The 21,799-nt window shown below is 54.3% G+C and carries 16 protein-coding genes; 9 read left to right on the top strand and 7 right to left on the bottom strand.

Annotated elements, in window-relative coordinates; translation table 11 throughout:
• Positions 1-678 precede the first annotated feature (678 nt).
• The 4 genes from ACP2YP_RS14260 (at position 679) to ACP2YP_RS14245 (ending at position 7,928) form a co-directional block, all read left to right on the top strand.
• Complete coding sequence (locus ACP2YP_RS14260) at positions 679-2,739, top strand: acyltransferase family protein (protein ID WP_426424845.1); 2,061 nt, start codon at positions 679-681, stop codon at positions 2,737-2,739.
• Positions 2,740-2,797: 58 nt separating this feature from the next.
• Entirely contained in the window at positions 2,798-5,107 is a 2,310-nt protein-coding gene (locus ACP2YP_RS14255; RefSeq protein WP_426424844.1) for a hypothetical protein, read from the top strand.
• A 327-nt stretch (positions 5,108-5,434) separates the two neighbouring features.
• Positions 5,435-6,394: a UDP-glucuronic acid decarboxylase family protein gene (locus ACP2YP_RS14250; protein ID WP_426424843.1), complete on the top strand. Its 960-nt coding sequence runs from the start codon at positions 5,435-5,437 to the stop codon at positions 6,392-6,394.
• A gap of 187 nt (positions 6,395-6,581) precedes the next feature.
• Positions 6,582-7,928: an oligosaccharide flippase family protein gene (locus tag ACP2YP_RS14245; RefSeq protein WP_426424842.1), complete on the top strand. Its 1,347-nt coding sequence runs from the start codon at positions 6,582-6,584 to the stop codon at positions 7,926-7,928.
• Positions 7,929-8,024: 96 nt separating this feature from the next.
• Here ACP2YP_RS14245 and ACP2YP_RS14240 read toward each other — a convergent pair whose 3' ends face one another.
• From ACP2YP_RS14240 to ACP2YP_RS14210, 7 genes are all read right to left on the bottom strand, one after another.
• Positions 8,025-9,329, bottom strand: a complete 1,305-nt coding sequence (locus tag ACP2YP_RS14240) for an O-antigen ligase family protein (RefSeq protein ID WP_426424841.1) — start codon at positions 9,327-9,329, stop codon at positions 8,025-8,027.
• A gap of 241 nt (positions 9,330-9,570) precedes the next feature.
• Positions 9,571-10,641, bottom strand: coding sequence for an acyltransferase family protein (locus ACP2YP_RS14235; protein WP_426424840.1), 1,071 nt, complete (start codon positions 10,639-10,641; stop codon positions 9,571-9,573).
• A 49-nt stretch (positions 10,642-10,690) separates the two neighbouring features.
• Entirely contained in the window at positions 10,691-11,827 is a 1,137-nt protein-coding gene (locus tag ACP2YP_RS14230; RefSeq protein ID WP_426424839.1) for a hypothetical protein, read from the bottom strand.
• Entirely contained in the window at positions 11,793-13,448 is a 1,656-nt protein-coding gene (locus tag ACP2YP_RS14225; RefSeq protein WP_426424838.1) for an MBOAT family O-acyltransferase, read from the bottom strand. Before ACP2YP_RS14225 ends, ACP2YP_RS14230 begins: the two co-directional genes overlap by 35 nt.
• 112 nt (positions 13,449-13,560) lie before the next feature.
• On the bottom strand, positions 13,561-14,559 hold the full coding sequence (locus tag ACP2YP_RS14220; protein ID WP_426426150.1) for a glycosyltransferase: 999 nt from the start codon (positions 14,557-14,559) through the stop codon (positions 13,561-13,563).
• A 361-nt stretch (positions 14,560-14,920) separates the two neighbouring features.
• Positions 14,921-15,952, bottom strand: coding sequence for an acyltransferase family protein (locus ACP2YP_RS14215; protein ID WP_426424837.1), 1,032 nt, complete (start codon positions 15,950-15,952; stop codon positions 14,921-14,923).
• A gap of 82 nt (positions 15,953-16,034) precedes the next feature.
• Complete coding sequence (locus ACP2YP_RS14210; RefSeq protein WP_426424836.1) at positions 16,035-16,334, bottom strand: hypothetical protein; 300 nt, start codon at positions 16,332-16,334, stop codon at positions 16,035-16,037.
• Here ACP2YP_RS14210 and ACP2YP_RS14205 point away from each other — a divergent pair.
• The 5 genes from ACP2YP_RS14205 (at position 16,333) to ACP2YP_RS14185 (ending at position 21,773) form a co-directional block, all read left to right on the top strand.
• On the top strand, positions 16,333-17,433 hold the full coding sequence (locus ACP2YP_RS14205) for a glycosyltransferase family 4 protein (protein ID WP_426424835.1): 1,101 nt from the start codon (positions 16,333-16,335) through the stop codon (positions 17,431-17,433). The two genes, ACP2YP_RS14210 and ACP2YP_RS14205, sit on opposite strands and share 2 nt — an antisense overlap.
• 34 nt (positions 17,434-17,467) lie before the next feature.
• Positions 17,468-18,457 carry a UDP-glucose 4-epimerase GalE gene (gene galE, locus ACP2YP_RS14200; RefSeq protein ID WP_426424834.1) on the top strand — a complete coding sequence of 330 codons (990 nt, stop codon included), beginning with the start codon at positions 17,468-17,470 and terminating at the stop codon, positions 18,455-18,457.
• Positions 18,458-19,065: 608 nt separating this feature from the next.
• Entirely contained in the window at positions 19,066-19,848 is a 783-nt protein-coding gene (locus ACP2YP_RS14195) for a glycosyltransferase family 61 protein (protein WP_426424833.1), read from the top strand.
• A 192-nt stretch (positions 19,849-20,040) separates the two neighbouring features.
• Positions 20,041-20,412: a serine acetyltransferase gene (locus ACP2YP_RS14190; protein WP_426424831.1), complete on the top strand. Its 372-nt coding sequence runs from the start codon at positions 20,041-20,043 to the stop codon at positions 20,410-20,412.
• Positions 20,409-21,773, top strand: a complete 1,365-nt coding sequence (locus tag ACP2YP_RS14185; RefSeq protein WP_426424830.1) for a glycosyltransferase family 4 protein — start codon at positions 20,409-20,411, stop codon at positions 21,771-21,773. The genes ACP2YP_RS14190 and ACP2YP_RS14185 overlap by 4 nt, the downstream gene beginning before the upstream one ends.
• Positions 21,774-21,799 lie beyond the last annotated feature (26 nt).

Below are 21,799 nucleotides of genomic sequence, written 5' to 3'. Positions count from 1 at the left end.
GGTCGAGGGAACCCTAGGGTTCGGGTCTGAAAGTCAGGTTGATTGACGAAGTAAAAATTTCTATAAACTGGCGCGGCTTCCGACGCGTATTTAATACGCACCGGCGTTGCGGCTTTGGAATTGACGCCTTGGAGCGCTACGGAAGGGCCTGGATCAACCGAGTTATATGGTGCAGACGACAGTTTAATCATGCTTCCCCCAAGCGGCTCAAAGTTAGAAAAACCGGTGGCACGTAAGACAGTCGCGCAGAACAACCATCCCGTCTCGATTAAATCGAAACAGAAGATGTCCGTTCCAACCGACTTGCTTAGCTATGCCCCACCTGTACCCGCCGGCCCACCACCGGCGGCGTGAATCATGGTTAACGGCCGGATAAGGCTTTTATTTGACGGACGCCACCCGAAAGAGACAACCACAACCGATTGATTTACAATCACTTTTCTCTAATGGGCTTCTTCTTATTCTTAGGCAAGAACGCTCGTCCGTAATATTACGTAATTTATGAACAGAGCGCGCTCCATCTGACTTCCTCATCCCAAGCTGAGCTTCGATGTCGCTAGCTCAAGTTGATGGCCGTGACACCCCAAGTTCATTTTTTGTGCAAGGAGGCGCAAACCGAGCGAAATCGAAGCAGCCGCTGCTGTCACATTAACCCCGTAGGTTATGACAGACGACCCAATGAGTGGTATCCGTTTAGAATTGATTTTTGAGGGATTTATTTTTGTGAGTGCTCACTACCGAGCAGATATCGATGGATTGCGTGCTCTTGCGGTAGTCCCGGTTGTGCTCTTCCATATCGGCGCACCGGTCTTCGCCGGCGGTTTCGTAGGCGTAGACATCTTTTTCGTTATTTCAGGCTATTTGATCACATCGATCATTCTTCCCGAAATTGACGCCGGAAATTTTTCGATAGCCAAATTCTACGAGCGTCGAGCAAGACGCATTTTCCCGGCGCTATTCTCAATTCTCTTGTTCTGCGCCGCCGCCGGGTTCGTAGTGATGGCACCATCGGATTACAACACCCTGGGGCAAAGCATCATCGCTGCAGCCTTGTTCGTATCCAACATTTTCTTCTGGCGGCAGACCAATTATTTTACAGGGCCAGCGAACGAAAGTCCGCTGCTGCACACTTGGTCACTTGCAATCGAGGAGCAATTCTACCTTTTTTACCCACTGCTGCTGAAGGTAATTCCCCGCAGCGCTCGCGTCCAATTCGCAACGCTCGCGTTCATCTGCGCGGTTTCTTTTTTCCTCGGCGCCGTCCTCGTCTTCTTCAAGCCAAGCGCCACCTTTTATTTGGGGCCGACCCGAGCATGGGAGCTTCTGGTCGGAGGCCTCATTGTTCTTACACCGACTGCTCGACGAGGATTTGCGTGCTCATGTGCAGCAGCAATTGGCGCTGCCCTGATCGCGTTTTCGATATTCGCATATTCTTCATCGATGAGATTTCCTGGAACGGCCGCCCTCGCGCCTACGCTTGGCGCCGCCCTCATCATTTGGAGCGGCGTTTCCACGCAAACGGCAGTTCATCGTGTTCTTGCACTGCCATTGATGACAGCCATCGGCAAGGCATCATATTCGCTATATCTCTGGCATTTCCCACTCATCGCGTTTGCCAGCTATGTCGAGCTCGCCGGCCTGTCGTGGAGCACCAAGGCGGCTCTCTGCGTCGCATTACTCGCGATATCATTTCTCTCGCTGAATTATATCGAGCGTCCATTTCGACAAAAACAGAAACCCGCAGGCGTTCGACGCCCCGTAACCGTAGCCACTTCAGGAATGGTCCTGGCCTGCACCGTCGGAATAGCGATTAGTTCTTACAAGGGCTTTCCTTCCCGTCTCGATCTCACTTCAACCACCTATTTGGACGCGGAGCTCGACAAAGACCGTCATCACATGGAGTGTCTGAGCTGGGAGCGTAAAATCGTGCATGCGACAGAAGCATGCAAGCTTGGATTTCGCGAAGCAAGTCCACATGTATTGCTTTGGGGCGATTCCCACGCAGTGGTCACGGGCAGCGCAATGGAGCAGGCTGCAAACAGAAATCGCGCGAGTTTCCTTCTTGCCGCATCAGTGGATTGCCCGATCGGAATCGGCTTTGGCATCGACAGAAACGTAGGGAGTGACTTGGCCGCAAACCCCGGGTATCAGCATTGCGAAGATTACAACAAGGAAATGCTCCAGGTCGTCGAATCTCGTCCTGACCTTGATACCGTGGTGCTATCCTCCCGATGGACCAATTGGAAGTTGGGCGAGCCGGGTTCCGCCGCAGAGGCCCCCGTTGATATTAGGCTTCGTGACGAAGGGGGGACGGCAAGCACGCCCGAAGAAAACAAGCGTATCTTCGTGCGCGGGTTCGAGGCTCTCCTTCGGCAATTGGTGAACGCTCAGAAGACTATCTGGGTAATAGGCCCTCTGCCTGAACCCTCTTTTCGTATACCGAAGGCGCTCTTCATAGAGCATCTGGGCCTTGATCGAACCGATTTGCAAATTCCTCTCGCTGCTTTTCAGCACAAGAATAAGTTCATCCTTTCGACCCTTATGGATCTGCAGCAGAAATTTCCCATTCAGATCCTATTGCCACATCTTGCACTGTGTGATGGTGAACGTTGCGCCGTGTCTGTCAATGGCAGGCCACTGTACCTGGATGACAATCACCTGTCCTTGCAAGGAGCACAGCAGACTTCGCTCTTGTATGACAGGATATTTCAGAATCAGAGACAAGCGCATCGCGATTGACGACTCCCTCATTTGGGTTGGGCCGCACACATATCGCCCGCCAAGCGAGACAGCATTGATGTTGAGACATATGCTCACGAAGCGAACTTTTTTGGCCCTGGCTTCTGTTCTCGCAGGCAAACAGTTTGTCCGCGCGTCGCACACCGAAGCGGTTGTGCCGCACGCCGCGGGCCGCTGGTCGCCGTTGGCCATCGGTGCCGGCGGATACCTGACTGGACACAGCATATCCAATGATGGTTCGACGATCGTATGCAGGACGGATACATACGGCTGCTACCTTTGGAACCGCACAAGCATGAGATGGGACCAACTGCGCACCAGCACGCGGATGCCCGCGCAAGATGTCGCCCCTGGAAACGGTTTATCGGAAGCCGGCGGTTATGAGGTACAAGTAGCCCCTTCGGATCCGAATCGTATCTACATGGTGACAGGCTTTTTTGTCGGATCCACGCTTCAGAGCCACGTTTATATCAGCCGGGATCGAGGAGAGACGTTTCGACGAACGCGAGGCTGGGCGCCTGTGAGCTTGGCGACAAATGGACCGCCTGGAAAGATTACGAATTGTCATATGGCGGTCGACCCCTTCAATCCAGACGTCGTCTATCTCGGCACTCTTGGGGATGGCTTGTTTGCTACCTTCGATGCCGGCGAGAACTGGAAATTGGTGACATCCGTTCCTCGAAGTCGCAACCAGGGTTATAGTTTCTCTATCGCCTTCGACCCGACGTCCGGCACGACGAATGGCAGAACCAACTCAGTCTATGTTTGCAGTGACGGAAATGGTTTTTTCAGTTCCCCGGACGGAGGTGTGGAATTCGCCGCAATGTCCGGCGGTCCCAAGCAAGTCTCGGACGCCGCAGTATCTCCCGCCGATGGAACGTTGTATGCTTGTGCAAGAGATAGCGGGCCCGCGAACGTTTGGCGCTTTGCAGCAGGCAAGTGGGCTCTCCTCGCGAATTGCAGCGATGGTGCGCATGCGGCCTGGTCGGTTGCTCCCGACCCACACGATGGCAATCGCATCGCCGTGTGCGACGGTGGCGGCAGGCTGAACATTTCATCCGACCACGGGAAGACATGGCCATCCGGCTATTGCCCGGGAACATTTGCCACGGGAACAAAGCGCCGAACCGCAAGCGACATTCCGTGGCTCGCATGGACTAACGAACAATCGATGAGTGCTGGGATGATTAGGTTCGATCCATCTCAGCAAAATTTGCTGACTTTCTCCGAAGGAATCGGTTTTTTTACGTCATCACCTCCAGACGACACCTCTCGCGCCTGGTCATGGAATTCGCAAAGCAGGGGAATCGAACAACTAGTAACCAACTGGATATGTTCACCACCGGGCCAGAAGCCGATCGTCGCCAGTTGGGATCGCCCCATTTTCCGGGTCGAAGGTCGGGATGTCTATCCGCTCACGCACGGCCCCAGCAACCAGCATTCAATTCAAACTGCCTGGTCCGCCGATTGGGCATCAGAGAGTCCGGCAACCATCGTGGCCGTTATGAATTGGTTTCCACCTGCAAACGATCAGTCTGGAAAATCGCTTGATGGCGGAAAAACCTGGGAGGCGTTTCCAAAGAACTCTCCCCCCTCGAGTGCAATTAGCGGCTGCCTTGGTGGTTGTATCGCGGCAGCCGACGCCCTGACCTACATGTGGATCCCACGCGGGAACGGACGCACTCCGAACCTGGCTCGCCCCCACATAACGCTGGACGGCGGAGCGAATTGGGTGCCGACCGAGCCGCAAGACCTGCCCGTGGGGGCCGGCAGCGGGTGGGGCACAAACTTCTTACTTAACAGACACATTCTCTGCGCAGACCGCGCGCTTCCGAAAACCTTTTACGCCTACAATTCGGTGAGTGGGTTTTATAGGTATGTTGCCGACACGACGGCCACGATTGGCTCTTGGTCAAAGCAGAGTTCAAAGCTGATTCCAAATGATGAAGGATTAGCCAGGATTCGGTCCGTGCCCGGACATGCTGGTCACGTGTTTGCCTGTAGCGGGGCCGCAACGCCCAACAATCAACCCTATTGCGTTTTCTTGCGGACAACAGACGGCTGCAAGAATTTTCGCGCAGTTACTGACGTCCAATGCGTCTATGCCTTTGGTTTTGGCAAGCCCGCCCCTGAGGGCGACTACCCGACTGTATGGTTTGCAGGATTGTATCGAAAGAAATGGGGAATCTATCGTTCCGTCAGCCGCCTCGCAGCTTGGAACGCGAATACCATAGAGTGGACCAAGATTGGGGAGTACCCACTTGGAAGCTACGATCTCATTACCTGTATTGAGGGAGATGCCAACGAATACGGTGTCGTGTACGTCGGCTTTTCCGGCAGTGGAAGCGGGTATTATGTGTCTTCTTGAGGCAACGCTCTTCCAGGCCAGCTGGGCGTGTTCAAGGAGCGGATTTATCGCTCGTGCTGGCCAAATACCCATCCGGCGTCATGCAAGGCTCGTGTAATGGACGTTAGATGATCAATAAGGGTTAGCGGAGGCCCCTCACCGTAACCTTAAGATTATTCGAATCGGATTTTCGTTTCGATTATACTAAGATGGCGACGGGGCGTCGCTGGAACTGTCCACTGCTATCGGCGGCCCGTCGACATCGCACTTACGTCTTGCAAAACCGGACGCCAGGCGTGAGGTCGTTACTTTTTCGCTATGGAACTTTTTGTATTTGGAGATTGATAAATGCCGCGCCTCTATGACAGCCGCAAGCGTGTTCTCGTGACAGGAGGCGCCGGTTTTCTCGGTTCCCATCTGATCGATCGTTTGCTCGAAAAGGGGCACGAGGTTCTCTGTGCAGACAATCTCTTCACGGGAACCAAGAGGAATTTGGAGCATTTGCACGGCCATCCCCGGTTTGAATTCTTGCGCCACGATGTCACCTTCCCGCTGTATGTTGAGGTCGACGAAATCTATAATCTTGCGTGCCCGGCTTCTCCGATCCACTATCAGCATGATCCGGTCCAGACGACCAAGACTTCAGTACACGGCGCGATCAATATGCTCGGCCTTGCCAAGCGGGTCGGATGTCGCATTCTTCAGGCCTCCACGAGCGAAGTGTACGGCGACCCATCGATGCATCCTCAGACAGAGGCCTATTGGGGCAACGTCAATCCAATTGGACCTCGATCCTGCTATGACGAAGGCAAGCGGTGTGCGGAGACGCTGTTTTTCGATTATCATCGACAACATGGCCTGAACATCAAAGTCGCGCGGATTTTCAATACCTACGGACCCCGAATGCATCCTGCTGATGGACGCGTGGTTTCCAATTTCATCATTCAGGCGCTGAAGGGCGATGGCATCACGATTTACGGAGATGGAAGCCAAACCCGATCCTTCTGCTACGTCGACGATCTGGTCGACGGTCTCATTCGGTTGATGGAAAGTCCGAACGACGTCACCGGCCCCGTCAACCTTGGGAATCCGGTCGAATTCACGATGAAAGAGCTGGCAGAGCTCATTATAGCTGAAACGGGCTCCTCATCTCCTCTCGTTACCCGACCCTTGCCCCAGGACGACCCCAAGCAACGCAAGCCTGACATCGCTTTGGCAGAAGCCAAGCTCGGTTGGTCTCCAAAGATTTCGCTGGAAGACGGGCTGAAGCCGACCACAGCTTACTTCAGAGCCAACCTGCCAGGGTAACGACCTGCAATCCCATTATGTGGCACCCCGACTGCCGAAGTCGCCGAAGAGCCTGAGCGCGTTGGCGACCAGGGTGTCGCCACTCCGTCCGCGCTCGGCCGAACACTCGATACTAACGTGGGCCTTCGTCGACCAATTCTGCCCATTCTGCTCTTAAGTTTCGACGCCACATGAATGGCAAATTGAAATGACGATTTCGACGAAGTCACTATTCAGCGGCACAGTCTGGACAACAGGCGCCTACGTCTTGGGCACCGGCCTCCGCACAGGCACCAACATTGTCCTCGCACATCTCCTCGCTCCCGATATTTTCGGCACAATGTTGATCGTCTATACCCTCCGCATGGGCATAGAGCTCATTTCCGACATAGGTGTCGGTCAGAACGTAATCTACAACGAAAACGCGGAAGATCCTGACTTCTACAACACGGCCTGGACCCTCCAACTCCTTCGGAGCGTCGTCCTCTGGCTGGGCTTCATGGTTGCCGCTACGCCGATTGCTTATTTCTACAACTCGCCCATCCTCGCGAGCGTCATTCCCATTACTGCATTCAGCATTGTTCTCGCCGGCCTGACTTCAATTGGCAAGTCGCTGCTGCAAAAGCGTATGAAGCTTGCGGCACTCAATATCTTTGACGTCGCAACTGCATTTGTGAACTCTGTTGCGACGATCGTCTTTGCCTACCTCGAACCGACGATTTGGGCGTTGGTATTCGGCGGTGTTTTCACATCGGTAATATCGACGATCGGAAGCTACTTCCTTCTTCCAAACATAAAACAGCGCTTCTACATATCTGGGCATTACGCGAAGCAAATCCTAAGCTTTGGTAAGTGGATATTCGTTTCCTCTATCGTCTTCTTCTTTTCGATGTACGTCGATCGGCTCTATCTCGGCAGGGTCGTGCCTCTCGAACTTCTGGGAGTATATGGCATTGCGCGCTCGATCTCCGATCTGACAGGAAATCTGACAATGCGATTGGGTAACGTCGTGCTGTTCCCATTCGTTGCATCCCATGCGCAAGCGCCGAGAGAGCAGCTTTACCGACAACTTTCTCCGCTTCGCGCGAAATTCCTTCTCCTCGCAGCGGTCGGCTTCGCGCTTTTCGTAGTGACCGCCGATTTTGCCATCCGTATTCTTTACGATCAACGCTATCAGGCTGCGGCTTGGATCCTACCAGTTTTGATCTTGGGTTCATGGTTCTCATTTCTCGCGTATATCAATGAGTCCATTATTCTGGGCTTGGGTAAACCGTCTTATGGAGCGGCCTCCAACGGAACCAAGCTTGCATTTCTTGCGGTCGGACTTCCGGTCATGGTGAGCTACTTCGGCCTTCCGGGTGGCGTGCTAGTCGTCGCTCTGGCCGACCTAGCCCGGTACATCCCAATCCTGATTGGTCAGAAGAGGGAGAATTTTGCGTTCGGCCGGCAGGATCTTCTGCTTACCCTGGCGGTGCTGGTTCTGATATTTTTGGCAGAATGGCTACGGTGGGCAATGGGCCTTGGGACCTCGTTCGACACCTTGCCCATCCGTTAAGGCCCGAAGCTGTCTTATCGGTTTCGCTGATTAAAAGCTCCAGCTTCTCGTTTGAGGAACGCGGGGCCTGCAACCGACTTCTAGACGAGCTGGTACTCATCGCGCCCCCGCGATTTTGCCCCCGGCCCGCCGCCAATAGCCCAACTGCATTGCCAATCCAGCCACCATGCCAAATTCCAAGGCAAACATGTATTGAACTATCGACTTGATCATGACCCACTCGAACAACCCATGGACCTCCACTACGAGAAGCGCAACGGCGAGACCAAGTAGCAAAACCCCTCTCGAATCTTTTCGATTTCTGAACCCGCACAAGAAGGCAACAAAGACAGGTCTAAGTAGCATTAAGATGAACGTGATCGCTCCAAGGTACCCGGTCTCTACCGCGACCACCCAGTAGGCGTTGTGCACGAATACAACCCAGCTGGTATAATCTACCCTGGCCGCAGCGTTGTATCCTCCCATGTTGGCCATCTGGATGTATGTGTTAGGGCCGACCCCGAGCGGATGGTCATCAAGCATCATTCCCGCCGCTCGTTCCATCGATCCTCTCGCTTCGTCCGACCCTTCGATTTCGGCGCCCCCTCTTCCTTCGATCGAGGAGAGTGCGATAGGCACCACAACGACGAGCACAGCGACCGCCGCACCGAGCACACGCATCTTCCGTGGCGAAAATGAAGTAAAAATTGAAAGAACATAAACCAGGCAGTAGCCGGTCGTGGCCAAGCCAAGAGTCGCCCGCGAAGCCGTCAATACCTGAACGACGACGCCGGAAACGACCACGAGCGCTGGAATGACGCCCCACCAGCCCTCCAAAAATGCAGCGAAGTACGGAAGCACGACGAAGTGGGACACCAAACCCAGGATATTCTGATGATCAAAGGTTCCACTCGCCTGGAGCACGCCGGAAAGTCGCTGCAAGATCGATATAGGCGCTTGGCAGCACAGGCCGATCGCCATGCCCTGCAGAATTGCCTTGACGACACGAGCATCAGCAGCACTCGCCGTAGCGACAACCATATAGACGAAGTACATCCGAAGAAGCTGCCACGGGTAATAGAGACTGAATTCGACAGAAAACGACTGAGGAATCGCAATGATGACGGCAATGAAATACAGGGACATCTCGATACGAAAAGGGATTCGATTCCCCTCGCGTGGCTGGCTGAAGTAGAGCGCCATGGCCAACGCATCTAGGGCCGAGAACTCCAACCCCTGTGTATGATACTGAGTAATGGCGTCCACCAGCCGAGCTGCCATGACCAGATGAGCGACAGTTATCAAGAAAGGCATCAATCCCAGAACGGTCCACGCTCTCATTCGGTAAGCTGGATTGCGCCGTAGCCATGCCGACAAGGGCTGTATGGCTGCAAAGATAAGTAGGAGAGCAATCCACTTCACAAGATCAGTTCCTAGTTATTCATATTTCCAGATTGAGACTTCACGCCGCACCATCATAGGCGCCTCAAGACACAATTTTCAACGACCGCAGAGCATATTACGGTCCCACGCAAATAGAGCCGAGCGCTCATCATCACGATCGGTCAGCTCAGAACAGCGACTTCGCGCTGCATTTTTCGAAATGACCTCGACGTCATCTCTCCCCAATCAAACGATAATCCACGGGGCATTTGTTGCTCCGTCAACTGCGGTTTTGTCGATTTGTCAAACGAGCTCGTACCGGCCCGTCAAACCATCTATCTGCGGCCGAGGCTACTACGGCAATGACAATGAGAAACAGAGCGCCGATATATTTGGATTCCAGATCAAGGCCAAGTCTGGACTGAACGAGTAGAGCGATTCCGAGCAACGGATAATGAATGGCATAGACCGCGTACGAAATGCCGCCAACTAACGCGCAAAAACGTCGAAGCAATCCCCGAGGCTCAAAAATGCTTCCCAACATGACCAACAGGGGAAAGCCCAGGAACAATACCAACTTGCAGAACAAGTCCGAGCGCCCCAAAAATAGGAGCGGAAGAACCGCGAAGATCAGGATACTCCAACCAGGTGGCGCCGAAAACTCACTCCGGCAAAGGATGCGATAGATCAAGACCCCCGCGGGAAAGGAATAGAACACGCGGAGAAAGCCGAACGGCGAGGTCGCCCAATTGAACCCGCCGCTCCCCCATCCAAGTCCTGGATCAAACCATCCGTTCGATAGTAGCATTAAGCACGCGGATGCGATCATCAATATGAGGATATTTCGCGCCGACCACCATCTGTAGGAGAGCGCGTACACAGCGTTGACTATGATCTCGCACAGCAACGACCATGCGGGCACATTGAGTGGGTACAAGTCGGCAGGCGACTGCTTCCCTAGGAATTCTGGGGTTGGCAGCATCGTGGCAGAGAAAAAAAGAGAAGAGATCGTGGTGGAGAGATTTGGGCCGAATTTTTGATGAAGCACAGACCACGCGAGTATTGTGCTCGCGCTAATGATCGTCCCCAGAATGTAAAGCGGATAAAGCCTGATCAGACGAGTGATCATGAATCTGCTTGCCGTCAGCCCGCTAGCCAGACGCTGCTCGTAGGAATACGCGACCACAAACCCACTGAGTACGAAAAAAAGGTCAACCGCCAGATAGCTGCTTGGCGGCACCAGTTCGCCATACCAATTGTGGCCCCCATGCCAGACGACAACCAGGAAAGCTGCCAGCCCACGCAGGCCGTTCATTGTCTCGAAAGTTCTCTTCGTCGGGATGGTTTTCATCTATTTCCTATGATCTGCAAGACGCAGCGCTAAAGATGGCAAGAGCGCATCACTTTGCTTCTTCAATGACCTTTTCAAGGGCCATAGCCAGCCTGTCATCGACTTCATCCGTGAAGTGGCTGTCAGGCAGGTAACCGCGCGGATCATCTGGAGGCGCAATTCTATGTGAGCTTACGTATGGAATCTTCTCCTGTTCCAGAACCGGCTTGAGCGCTTGAAACAGGTAGTCGGAGTATCCCAAATTGTTGACGACGAAAATCACAGGGATGACTCCGCTACTGCGGGCCTCCTTCGCAAAGTCACGAACGATTGCTCGTGCAACTTGTATTTGCTCGCTTGCCGCCCTAAAGCCCGAACCATCAAGCACCGACTTTCGGACTTCTCTCATGTAACGTTGCGCGTAAGCACGCCTGATCAAACGAAACAACGATGAGTGGTCCAGAATGCTCGCACGCATGATGAAGGCATTATACATGGTATCTTCTCGAGCGAACTCTTGACGCGCTTCGGACCACTTCTTTGGATTGAGAAACGCGTCGACATAGCTCGTAAAGGACGTATACGGCGGATGATGAACCTTAAGTTCACCTCCCTCGAGATAGAAACGGTCCATCGTGTACGGCATGGGGAGATCAAACGACCATGTCGCGGCGGACAGAGTGGTAATCATCGGCAATGAGAAGGACATGACGGAGAGCACGACGGCCTCGCTTTTGCCGCCGCCGCGGTCGCGAAGATACGCGCCATATGACCAGTTTGTTGGTGCGCCCGGTGCACCGACAATGCGCGGTGTGAACTTCTTCGACACGCGAGCTAGAGCATGTCCCAACCTTACCGCATGTGACATTCCATAGATCGTGACGATACGATCCTGCGGCTTGTCGGGGAATTCGGTAATATCCAGTGAACCGTACCAACCCGGCAAGGTGATCGGCGCGGTCTCGGATGGAGACGGCCTCGTCATGCGCGCGAGCTGTCCTTCGGTCGATCGGCCATACTCGAAGTACAAGCGCAGCTGAGACGGGCTAGTGATCTTCGGATCCCTGGGATAGGCCAGCAATATATTGATTGCGACGTCGATCACCACGAGGCCAATAACGACCCACCCTACGACGTAGGCCGCAGCAGCAGACGACCTGAAGCTCCAGCCTTCAAAATTGGAAGTAGATGAATTGAGCTGGTTCATTGCTCATTCCCATAAACGTGATTGCGATCATCGCGGCGATGAGAAACCCCCGTACCGGGACTGGAAGTCGCCTATAAAAGCAGGGGTCCGCCTTCCAGTACTGGGCAAGCTCGACGGCCAACAGCAGCGCAACGCCACATAGGGCAGAAAGCCGCGGCGCTCTGGCGCCATAGTCGAGGTTTCCGAAATCCGTGAACAGCAGAGTAGTGAAGTCAACAATTTGGGCGAACGAGTGCGCACGGAACAGGAGCCACCCATAGCACACCACGATCGAGAAGAAGCCCCAGGACAAGAAGCGACGAATCGCTGTGCTAACAATAGCTGCGTCGGCGGCCGGGGTGGCGCTATGTCTCCCGAGGTACTCGCGCCACACCCGGTAAACGCACAAGGCGGCGCCCTGATAAAGTCCCCAAAGCACGAAATTCCAGGCCGCGCCGTGCCACAGGCCGCCGAGCAGCATTGTGACCAACAGGTTGCGGCAAACAAACACAAGCCCGCCCTTGTTACCTCCAAGAGGAACGTACAGATAGTCTCGTAGCCAGGTCGACAGGCTTATGTGCCAGCGTCGCCAGAACTCCTGCGGGTTGGTCGCAAAATAGGGCTGATCGAAATTAACGATCAGGTTGATCCCCAGCATCTTGGAGACGCCGCGCGCAATGTCGGTGTAACCAGAGAAATCGCAATAAATCTGGATCGCAAACAGCCCTGTAGCAGCGACGACGTCAATCCAGCTGACACGTCCGCTACTCCCGAATATCTGATCGACAACAGGAGATATACCGTCGGCGATGGCAATCTTCTTAAAAAATCCGAACACGATGAGGTAGAGGCCGCGCGCGGTCTGGTCCAGCGTGATCTGCCTAGGCTGGGCAAGCTGAGGAATGAGGTGCCGGCCGCGCTCGATGGGCCCAGCCTGAAGAGGTGGGAAATAGGCGACGAATAGCGCAAAATCCGAAAAGCGTCCGGTGGGCTTGAGTTGCCTGCGGTAGATATCGATCGTGTAGCTAAGGGACTGGAAGGTGTAGAATGAGATGCCGACTGGCAGTACAATGTGCAGGTGAAACGCCGCGCTGTTAATGCCGGCGCCTGCAAGAGCGGCGGACAGGCTATCGATAAAGAAATTGTAGTATTTGAATACGGCCAGCAATCCAAGCTGAGTAACAAGACTGACCATCAGGCACAGAAGCCGCTGGCGAGGTTCGATCTGCACTCTGCCTATAATAGCGAAAACCGCAAATAGCAGCGCCACAAAAGCGATGCTACCCACAAGAAGCCAGCCGGTTGTCGAACTCAGGAGGTCCGTAAGTCGGGAAAGATCAACTGTAGAAGTTGGTAGCGCCTTCCAATTCACTCCGAGAAAAATGAGCGCGGAGCCAACGAAGACGGTTGCAGGTACGAGTCGCTGGCGCACCTCTAGCCGACCATGCTCGATCATCAACCCAACCCAGAAATCGACCGTCGTTGAGAGGACCACGAGAAACAGGAATCGGACGTCCCACCATCCATAGAAAACGTAACCCGCGATGATGAGCATGTAGTTCTGCAGGCGGAACGGCAGCCCCACATAGAGACCGTATACCACCAGAAAAAAAACAGCGAATTCCAGGGAGTTGAAAAGCATGCTCAATCGCTCAAGAAATTAAGCGCATTACCAAATTGACGAATTCTGCGGAGGAGATATCCAGGTGTTTCTTCGTGATCAAACCTAATAGAAGCCTCTTGGATCTCGAAAACTATAAGTGCCTCGGCTGGCTCTTGTACTCAATCAATTGCCCCGCCTGCCCCCTTAGTTGGCCCCAGTAGTATCTCGCGATACCGCGGGCCTGAGCGAACTTACCCAGCACGGCTAGAAGCGCGTACGCCCAAGTCCCGGGCAGACCAAGTCCGCGACGTACCGCGATCGAACAAACCTGCAAGGGATAGACCAACAATAGCCAGAGAAAGTACGGTCGAAAGGCGCATGCGAGGAAAATGCCAATCGGCAGGCCGATTCCCCAGAAAAGAGCGCTGGGAACTGCCTTGGACCAAATTCGAAACTGCGAATCCTTGTGGAGCCGGGCTACCTCGGCAAAGCCATACCCACTTCTCACGGAGCGAACCCACCACTGGCGAAACCGGCTCATGGCGACGTCATGAAGCGTCATCTCAGCATCGAGGCGCCATATCTTCCAGCCTCGCTCACGCAACCGAATACAGAGTTCAGGCTCCTCACCGGCCATGACGCGGGAAAGAAATCCCCCGACCTCCTCAAAAGCCGCGACCCGGATCAGCGAATCCCCACCACAGGCACTCGCCTCTCCGATTGGAGTATCCCACTCGATGTCGCACAATTGGTTGTAGATCGACGCTTTCGGAAAGCGCTCACGGCGACGACCGCACACCACCGCGACCTCAATGCGCGTTTCCAGAAAATGGATCGCGCGAGCAAACCAATCGGCATTCAAGGTGCAATCGCCATCTATAAACTGAACAAAGCGAATTTCCGATGCAATTTTTCGAACTGTTCGGAAGCCTTCATTTCGGGCGCGCGCGGCCGTGAAAGCTTGAGACGGATCAAGCGTCACCACCGTAGCGCCGGCCCGTTCAGCCGCCTCGACGCTGCCATCGGTTGATCCAGAGTCGACATACACAAGGACGCTGGCACCCGCGCTCCGGACCGATGCAAGACAGTCGATAAGTCGCTGGCCCTCATTCCGCCCGATAACGACCACACCAAGATCAGGAAATCTCATAAGCAGAACAATCGATTGGAGGTAAACGACAATCAAATAGCACGAGCACCAGGGTTAAAAAACCCCGCATTCTCCGATTTGCTCGACGGAGTTAATTGCGCACCTATCCGGTCTCCAACGCCGAGTGCGATGGCCGGACCGATCATTCGCCCCGGCCGGCAGTGATTGTTCAGCCTGCAGCGATGCTGGGACATCCTTGTTGGATCGAACCTTTGTCATTCAGCGATCGACGTTCAGACATAATATCTTATGCCGAAAAGAGAGCTCTATAAGTCCCGTAACGTTCTAGCGTCTTGAGCATCGCATTCCAAAGTGGATGCGTGCAATTTGAACGGCAGCCAGAACGTCAGCAGCGTCCGCGCTAAATCACTCGTCTCATGAGATCCCTGCCCATCGGTTCAATGAAGCGGCAAATCAGCCAGCTCAATCCGATCACGGCAACAGCACTGGCCGATAGGGCCAGCCATTTGTCAACGCCAAGCCTGATGATTTCCCGCTCGATCTCTCGCCCTACTACGTTGTGAACCAAATAAAGCGGGTACGTCATGAGGCCTAGTTGACGCAGAACCATCATATTTCGCTTGGCCGGAACCCTTGCGAAAACCGCAATTGCCGCAAGGGCCGCCCCCCAGACAATCAATGGTTGCAATAGCCACAGCCGGTTTTGAAACGGGACAAACTCAGCTCCCCGAAGCAGGATCTCAACCGCGCCGGCAACCAACGCCAAGCTGAAACCCAGCTTGTCCCACACCGTCAACGAACGAACCGTTGATAGCCAAATCCAGATCCCCAACGCAAAGAAGCTACCATGCCGGGCGAATATGAGGTTGGCGTGGTCGACAAGTTTGGTCGCGCCATCGGCATCGAAAATGCCACATTGCTTCCCGGCGAGCACAAGAATGCCAATCATGTTGATAGCCGTCATCGCGAATGCAAGACTGGCCAGATCAACTTTCATCGACAAGCGTTGATAAACGAGCAAAAGAAAAACAACGGCATAGAAGCAGATCTCTACGCTCAAGGTCCAATATACGTCGTCGATCCACGGTCCTTTAGGAAGGAGAATGATCGAGCGCAGATAGCTTGGTAAATTTGTATGGTTCACCCCAACCACAAGCAATGTCAGCGTCGCGCAGCACCAAGCAGCCGGGTATAATCTCATACAACGCCCCTTGAGAAATCCAAGTGGCGTCGCGTTGCTCGCGGAGTTCGCGATCACCAGGCCAGAGATTACAAAGAAGATCTCCACACCAATCCATCCGCACCATGTGACGGGCCAGACCGGGTGATAGTCGGCCGCGCCTCGATTCAGGTAACCCAGATGGAATCCTACGACCAGGACAGCGGATACAAACCGAATCAAGTCGATTTCGTAGTAGTAGGGACGCGCCATAAATCCGACTTACCTCTTTACCCGGGACGCCGAACTTTCAGCCGGCCGGGTTTTGTTCATGAAAGCGCAAGCCGCAGGCAGATCAGCCTATTTTTAGTTCAAGTTCAGGCCATAAGGTCCACATGAGCGGCCGGGTCCCCTCGTAAATTTGTTTGCAAACGCCACGCCCTTTAATCATTTTCTCAGAATTGCATTTATTGTCTTGGAAAGTAGCGGAAAATACTGCAATTGGATAGGCTACATATAGAGTGATACCGCGCATCGGAAGGGACGAATAGGGTTGCTTGCCGGGATATTGACGTTGGCTTTGTTTCCCTTTTGATCCGTATTTTTGTCTCCCTCCGCGGCACCATGCAAATTCGAGCCTAACGTCTTTATTCATGAGAATTCTTTTCGTTTTGCCTGGCCTCCATCGACATGACCGCGGCGCTGAGATCGCATTCATCTCGATCGCGTCAGAGCTCGCGCATGCAGGCGACTCCGTGACGCTAATGGGCTCGGGCAACGAGCGAGAGGGCACACCTTACCGTTTCTTGAGAGCCGCAAGTGTCGGGCGCGAGAGGTTCGAGCGCTTTCCATCGATCCCGTGTCTTCGCGACGAGACCGGGTATGAGGAACTGAGTTTTGTGCCGGGCCTGATCCGCCAGTATCGTCCCAGGGACTACGACATTACTTTGGGTTGCAGCTATCCATTTACGAACTGGGCCCTTCGACGTCCCGCTTGGGGCGGGCGACCTCCTCATGTATTTGTCACCGAGAATGGGGATTGGCCTGCCGTCTCAGACGAGTCGGAGTTTCAATTCTTCGGTTGCGATGGCTTGGTTTGCACAAATCCTGAGTTCTACAAGCGCAACAAAGACAGATGGCGATCTCGCCTCATTCCGAATGGAGTCGACTGCGACCGATTCTTCCCCGGCGAAAGTCATCGGGCAGAATTCGGTATCCCCTCAGACCGTCTCGTCGTGCTCATGGTCAGTGCCTTGATATCCTCAAAACGCGTGAGCGTTGGCGTAGAGGCCGTCAACCGTATTCCAGACGCGCATCTTGTCGTTGCGGGCGATGGCCCCTTGCGGCAGAGCGTGGAGGCGGAGGCGGCAAAGCTATTGCCCGGACGATTTACGAGGCTGTCGGTTCCTCCAAGCAAGATGCCCCTACTCTATCGCTCTGCTGATGTATTTCTTCATCTTTCCAAGAACGAGTCTTCATCTCTCGCATTTGTCGAGGCCATGGCATGCGGTCTTCCCGTCGTTGCCCATGATGCGCCACAGATGCGCTGGATCGCTGGCGATGATGAATTTCTGCACGATACAGAAAAGCCCGAAGACGTCGCCGAGCAAATAAGTAGGGCCCGGATAGAAGACCTCAATCGGAGGGAAAGACGATTGGCGAAGGCTGAAAACTTCTCGTGGCGGAAGCTTTCAATCCAGTACAAAGACTTTTTCGAGGAAGTAATCGCCTCACGACAATCCGCAAATAGCTAGTTCCCAAGTTTTTTCGTCAGCTACAGGTCAGCAAATGTCGCAAATCTTAGTAACGGGTGGGGCGGGGTATATCGGCAGCCATACCTGTCGCCGTCTTGCATCGGCCGGCATGACGCCCGTCACTTTTGACAACCTCTCGCGGGGGCACGCCGACTTCGTCCGTTGGGGACCGCTCGTTATGGGCGACATCCTTGACCCGGAGTCCCTCGACAAGGCTATCAAGGACTATCGACCGGCGGCCGTAATTCATTTTGCCGCATTTGCGTACGTTGGGGAGTCCGTCTCGGATCCTCTTAGTTACTATAGAAACAACGCGACCGGCTTGATAAATGTGCTCGACGCGATGCGCAGAAACGACGTGAGAGCCATCGTTTTCTCGAGTTCATGCACGACGTATGGGCTGCCTGAGCAGTTGCCCATTTCCGAGAGCGCCCCTCAACGACCAATCAGCCCTTATGGTCGGTCGAAATATTTCTGCGAACAGATTATCAAGGATGCGGCAACTGCACACGCCATTCGCTTCGGAATATTCCGCTACTTCAACGCCGCTGGCGCGGACTATAGTGGAGATCTGCCTGAGAGACATAATCCCGAGACCCACCTTATCCCCCTGGCTGTCGATGCAGCACTCGGTTACGGCCCGCCTCTCCAAGTTCTCGGCACCGACTATCCGACCGCCGACGGGACATGCGAGCGTGACTTCATTCACGTCTCCGACTTGGCTACCGCTCATGTGAGCGCGGTTCAATACCTTGCCGCCACAGAAGGCTCGTTTGAGCTCAATCTTGGCACCGGGCAGACTTATTCTGTTCTAGATGTCATTTCGGCGATCGAGCGCATAACAGGCAAGTCCGTTCCCACAATCAGCGCGCCCCGACGACCCGGGGATCCTCCCGCACTGCTATCCGATCCAAGCGAAGCGCGTGTCCGACTTGGATTTGTGCCGAAGCATTCCGATCTCGACACGATCATCAGGACCACGGTGCAATCGCGCTCCAACTCGAAGCGTCATACCGAAAGCTGACTCGTTCGAAAGGCCGGCGGGCCTTTCGATTCAGCCGCGGGAACGGCACAATAACTTTCTCGGAAGAGTTGTTGGTTTTGACATAGCGGAAACGGCAGCCGAAGATGGCGACTTCTTTTTGGTTTGACACCTACCGGTCAAAAAACTGGCTCAGACGCTTCCTGCGCCCCTCTTGGTTAGTGCTGAAACAATTCCCGCACCAAGCCAAACTCTTCGTAGCCAGGACTGCTGTGCGCTTGTTCCCTTCGTCTACATTCATAGACAGGGATCGCCTCTACCCACCTCAGGTGGTCTGTCAATCGACAGCAGCATGGGTAGCTGCGCAAGATCAAGAGATTGGAGCGAAAATCAATCACGTCGATCCTAGCTGTACAGTTCCGATCGCGCTTCCAAAGACCGTGCATCACCAAATCCGTCGTCAGTTTCTTATGGATCAAGCCTATGACTACGCGGAGACATTTGTAGCGCGTATCCCAAGAGGTCGCGCCACAAATAGAGGCTTCATCATAACTCCCGACGGGCAGTTCTTACAGGACGTATCGACGTACTTTCACGATCCCCGAACCACTACAGCCGCGGCCCTGGCCTATCAGTGGAGATTACGACCTTTGGCAGAGATTGACGGCAAGGTTGCCGTCCTCGCTACGGACGGTGCGAATCTCTACTATCATTGGCTGTTTCAGCTTTTGCCCCGCTTCGAGTTGATAAGGCTGGCGGGAATCGAGCTTGACAGCATCGACTACTTTTACGTGAACAGCTGCGGTAGCCGCTTTCAACGCGATACACTGGCTTCTCTCGGAGTACCCCCATCCAGAATAATTGACGGCTCGAAAGTGTCCTATCTTAGAGCTCGCGAATTGATCGTCCCATCCGTCCCTCTAGGAGGAGGGTGTTTTCGGCCATGGATGGTCGACTTTCTCCGCAATTCATTTCTTCCAAAGGACTGGCGCGATAGTCACCCCACGGGGCGGCGGCTTTACATAAGTCGCGGCCTGGCCGGCTATCGTCGAGTTCTCAACGAAGACAAGGTTGTTGAGCTTCTGCAGAAACGACGATTTGAAATCCTTGCCCTCGAGACGATGTCCATCTCCGAGCAGGCAGCAGTCATAGCGTCGTGCGAAGCGGTCGTTGCTCCCCATGGAGGAGGCATGAGTAACATCATCTTCTGTTCGCCCGGCACGAAGATCGTCGAGATATATTCCCCTGAACTCGTGGCGACATATTATTGGAAGCTCAGCAATGCGCTAAACTTGGAGTACTACTATGTGCTGGGCCAGGGAGCCCCTGCGACGCTTGATGCCGACTATCCTCAGAGCTGGGACTCCCACACCGACATCGTTGTAGACTTGGGCAATCTTGAGCGGTCCCTGATGCTTGCAGGTATCGAATAATCGTCTGCGCGGCGATCATTATGTTCAGTCAAACCTAAGAGAAGCAGCAGAATGCCACGAGACCCCCATTTCGAGGCCGATCTTGCACGCTACCCTAGCCGGCCGTTCCTTCGGGAACAGTCTATCTGGGCCATTTTCGTTTATAGATACGGCCGGCGGTTGCTCAGCCGCCAACCTGGACCGCTACGCAACTTGCAGCTGAAATTTTATTGGCTGATTTTTCGCCTCGTTGAAACCATCACCGGCGTCAGCTTGCCGCTCGAGGCTGATATAGGTCCAGGCTTACGAATCTATCACTTTGGAAACATTTTCATTCATTCTGGATCCGTAATTGGTCGAAACTGTACGTTGAGGCAGGGTGTAACTATCGGCAATCGATCGGAGGGAGGGCCAACGCCAGTGATTGAGGATGACGTTGACTTTGGCGCTTATGCGCAGGTGTTCGGCAATGTCCGCGTCGGTTCCGGCGCCAAGATTGGCGCGATGAGTGTAGTCTTGATCGATGTGCCGGCGGCCGCAACAGCTGTCGGAATTCCAGCACGAATTATCGAGCCGAAGATATGATGAAACGGCAGCATGATGGAGTCGATACGGCGGCCGGTCAGATCAGCCATCGGCTCCCGAGAGACGTCGACGATGTCAAGACCGAACAGAGAAAACCAATCTCGACAGAAAACGATCGTTCCAACCCTAAGCCGATGACCGTACAAGAGAAGCCAAGGCTGGCGTATTTGACAGGACAGTACCCGCGGGCGACGGATACTTTCATACAGCGTGAAGTCGCAACGCTGCGAGATCTTGGGTACCATGTTCAGACGTTCTCGGTACGAAAGCCTCCGGAGCGAGACAGCGGCGGGCTGGAGACAGCTGCCGAGAGAAATGCGACCCTTTATCTGTTGCCGCCGCGCAATCTCCTGAGGGCGCATCTTCTCCTATTCGTCGCCTCACCCAAAAGATACATGCTGGCGCTGGCCCTTGCAGTCAAAACTTGGCCTCCAGGGCTTGCAGCCAAAGCTCGGCAGTTGGCATATTTTGTAGAAGCTGGAATGCTGGCCAAGCTGATGAGAGACCATTCCCTGGTCCATCTGCACAATCATCTTGCCGACTCGAGCTGCTCTGTCGCCGCCCTGGCAGCACAAATCGGAGGGTTCACATTCAGTTTCACGATGCACGGCCCTGCCGAATTTTACGAACCCAACCTTTGGTGGATCGACGAAAAGGTTCGCCGGGCCTTGTTCGTGAACTGCATCAGCCATTTCTGTCGAAGTCAGGCCATGGTCTTTTCGCCTCTCGATTGCTGGGAGAAACTGAAGATCGTCCACTGCGGTGTGGATCCGACGCTCTTCGAAATGAAAAGTCATTTTGGTCGCGGAGAACAGTTGCTGTTTGTCGGGCGTTTGGCTGCCGTCAAAGGTTTGACGATCCTGCTCGAAGCACTCGTCCGGATCGACGGGGTGACGCTGAAAATCGCGGGCGATGGACCCGAACGACGCATGCTTGAGCAGAAGGCCCGAGCCTTGGGACTTTGGGAACGTGTGCAATTCCTTGGTTATCAATCCCAGCAGCAAGTCCGAGAATTGTTAAAGGAGACGGACTTGTTCGTTTTGAGCAGTTTCGCAGAGGGAGTTCCGGTCGTGCTAATGGAGGCGATGGCGGCTGGTGTCCCTGTCATCGCGACCCGAATCGCCGGAATTCCAGAGCTCGTCCAGGACGGAACCAATGGATCGCTGGTTTCGCCAGGTGATGTGAACGCAACCGTCGACGCCATACGGCGGCTGCTGGACGATCCAGATCTGCGCAATTCCTTCGCTTCTGCCGGACGCGAGACGATCGAGCGCGACTTCAATATTCGAAAAGAAGCAGGCTGGCTCGCCACCATTTTTGCAAGTGTATTCGCGGGCCACAAAATATCGCTTCGGCCCTGAACCGCCGACGGAGGAAGCAAGGGGGT

The sequence above is a fragment of the Bradyrhizobium genosp. A genome (assembly GCF_049949275.1).
In the GTDB taxonomy this organism is placed as follows: Bacteria; Pseudomonadota; Alphaproteobacteria; order Rhizobiales; family Xanthobacteraceae; genus Bradyrhizobium.
Note: the sequence above shows the minus strand (reverse complement) of the source record. Positions and strands in the feature narration are given on the sequence as shown.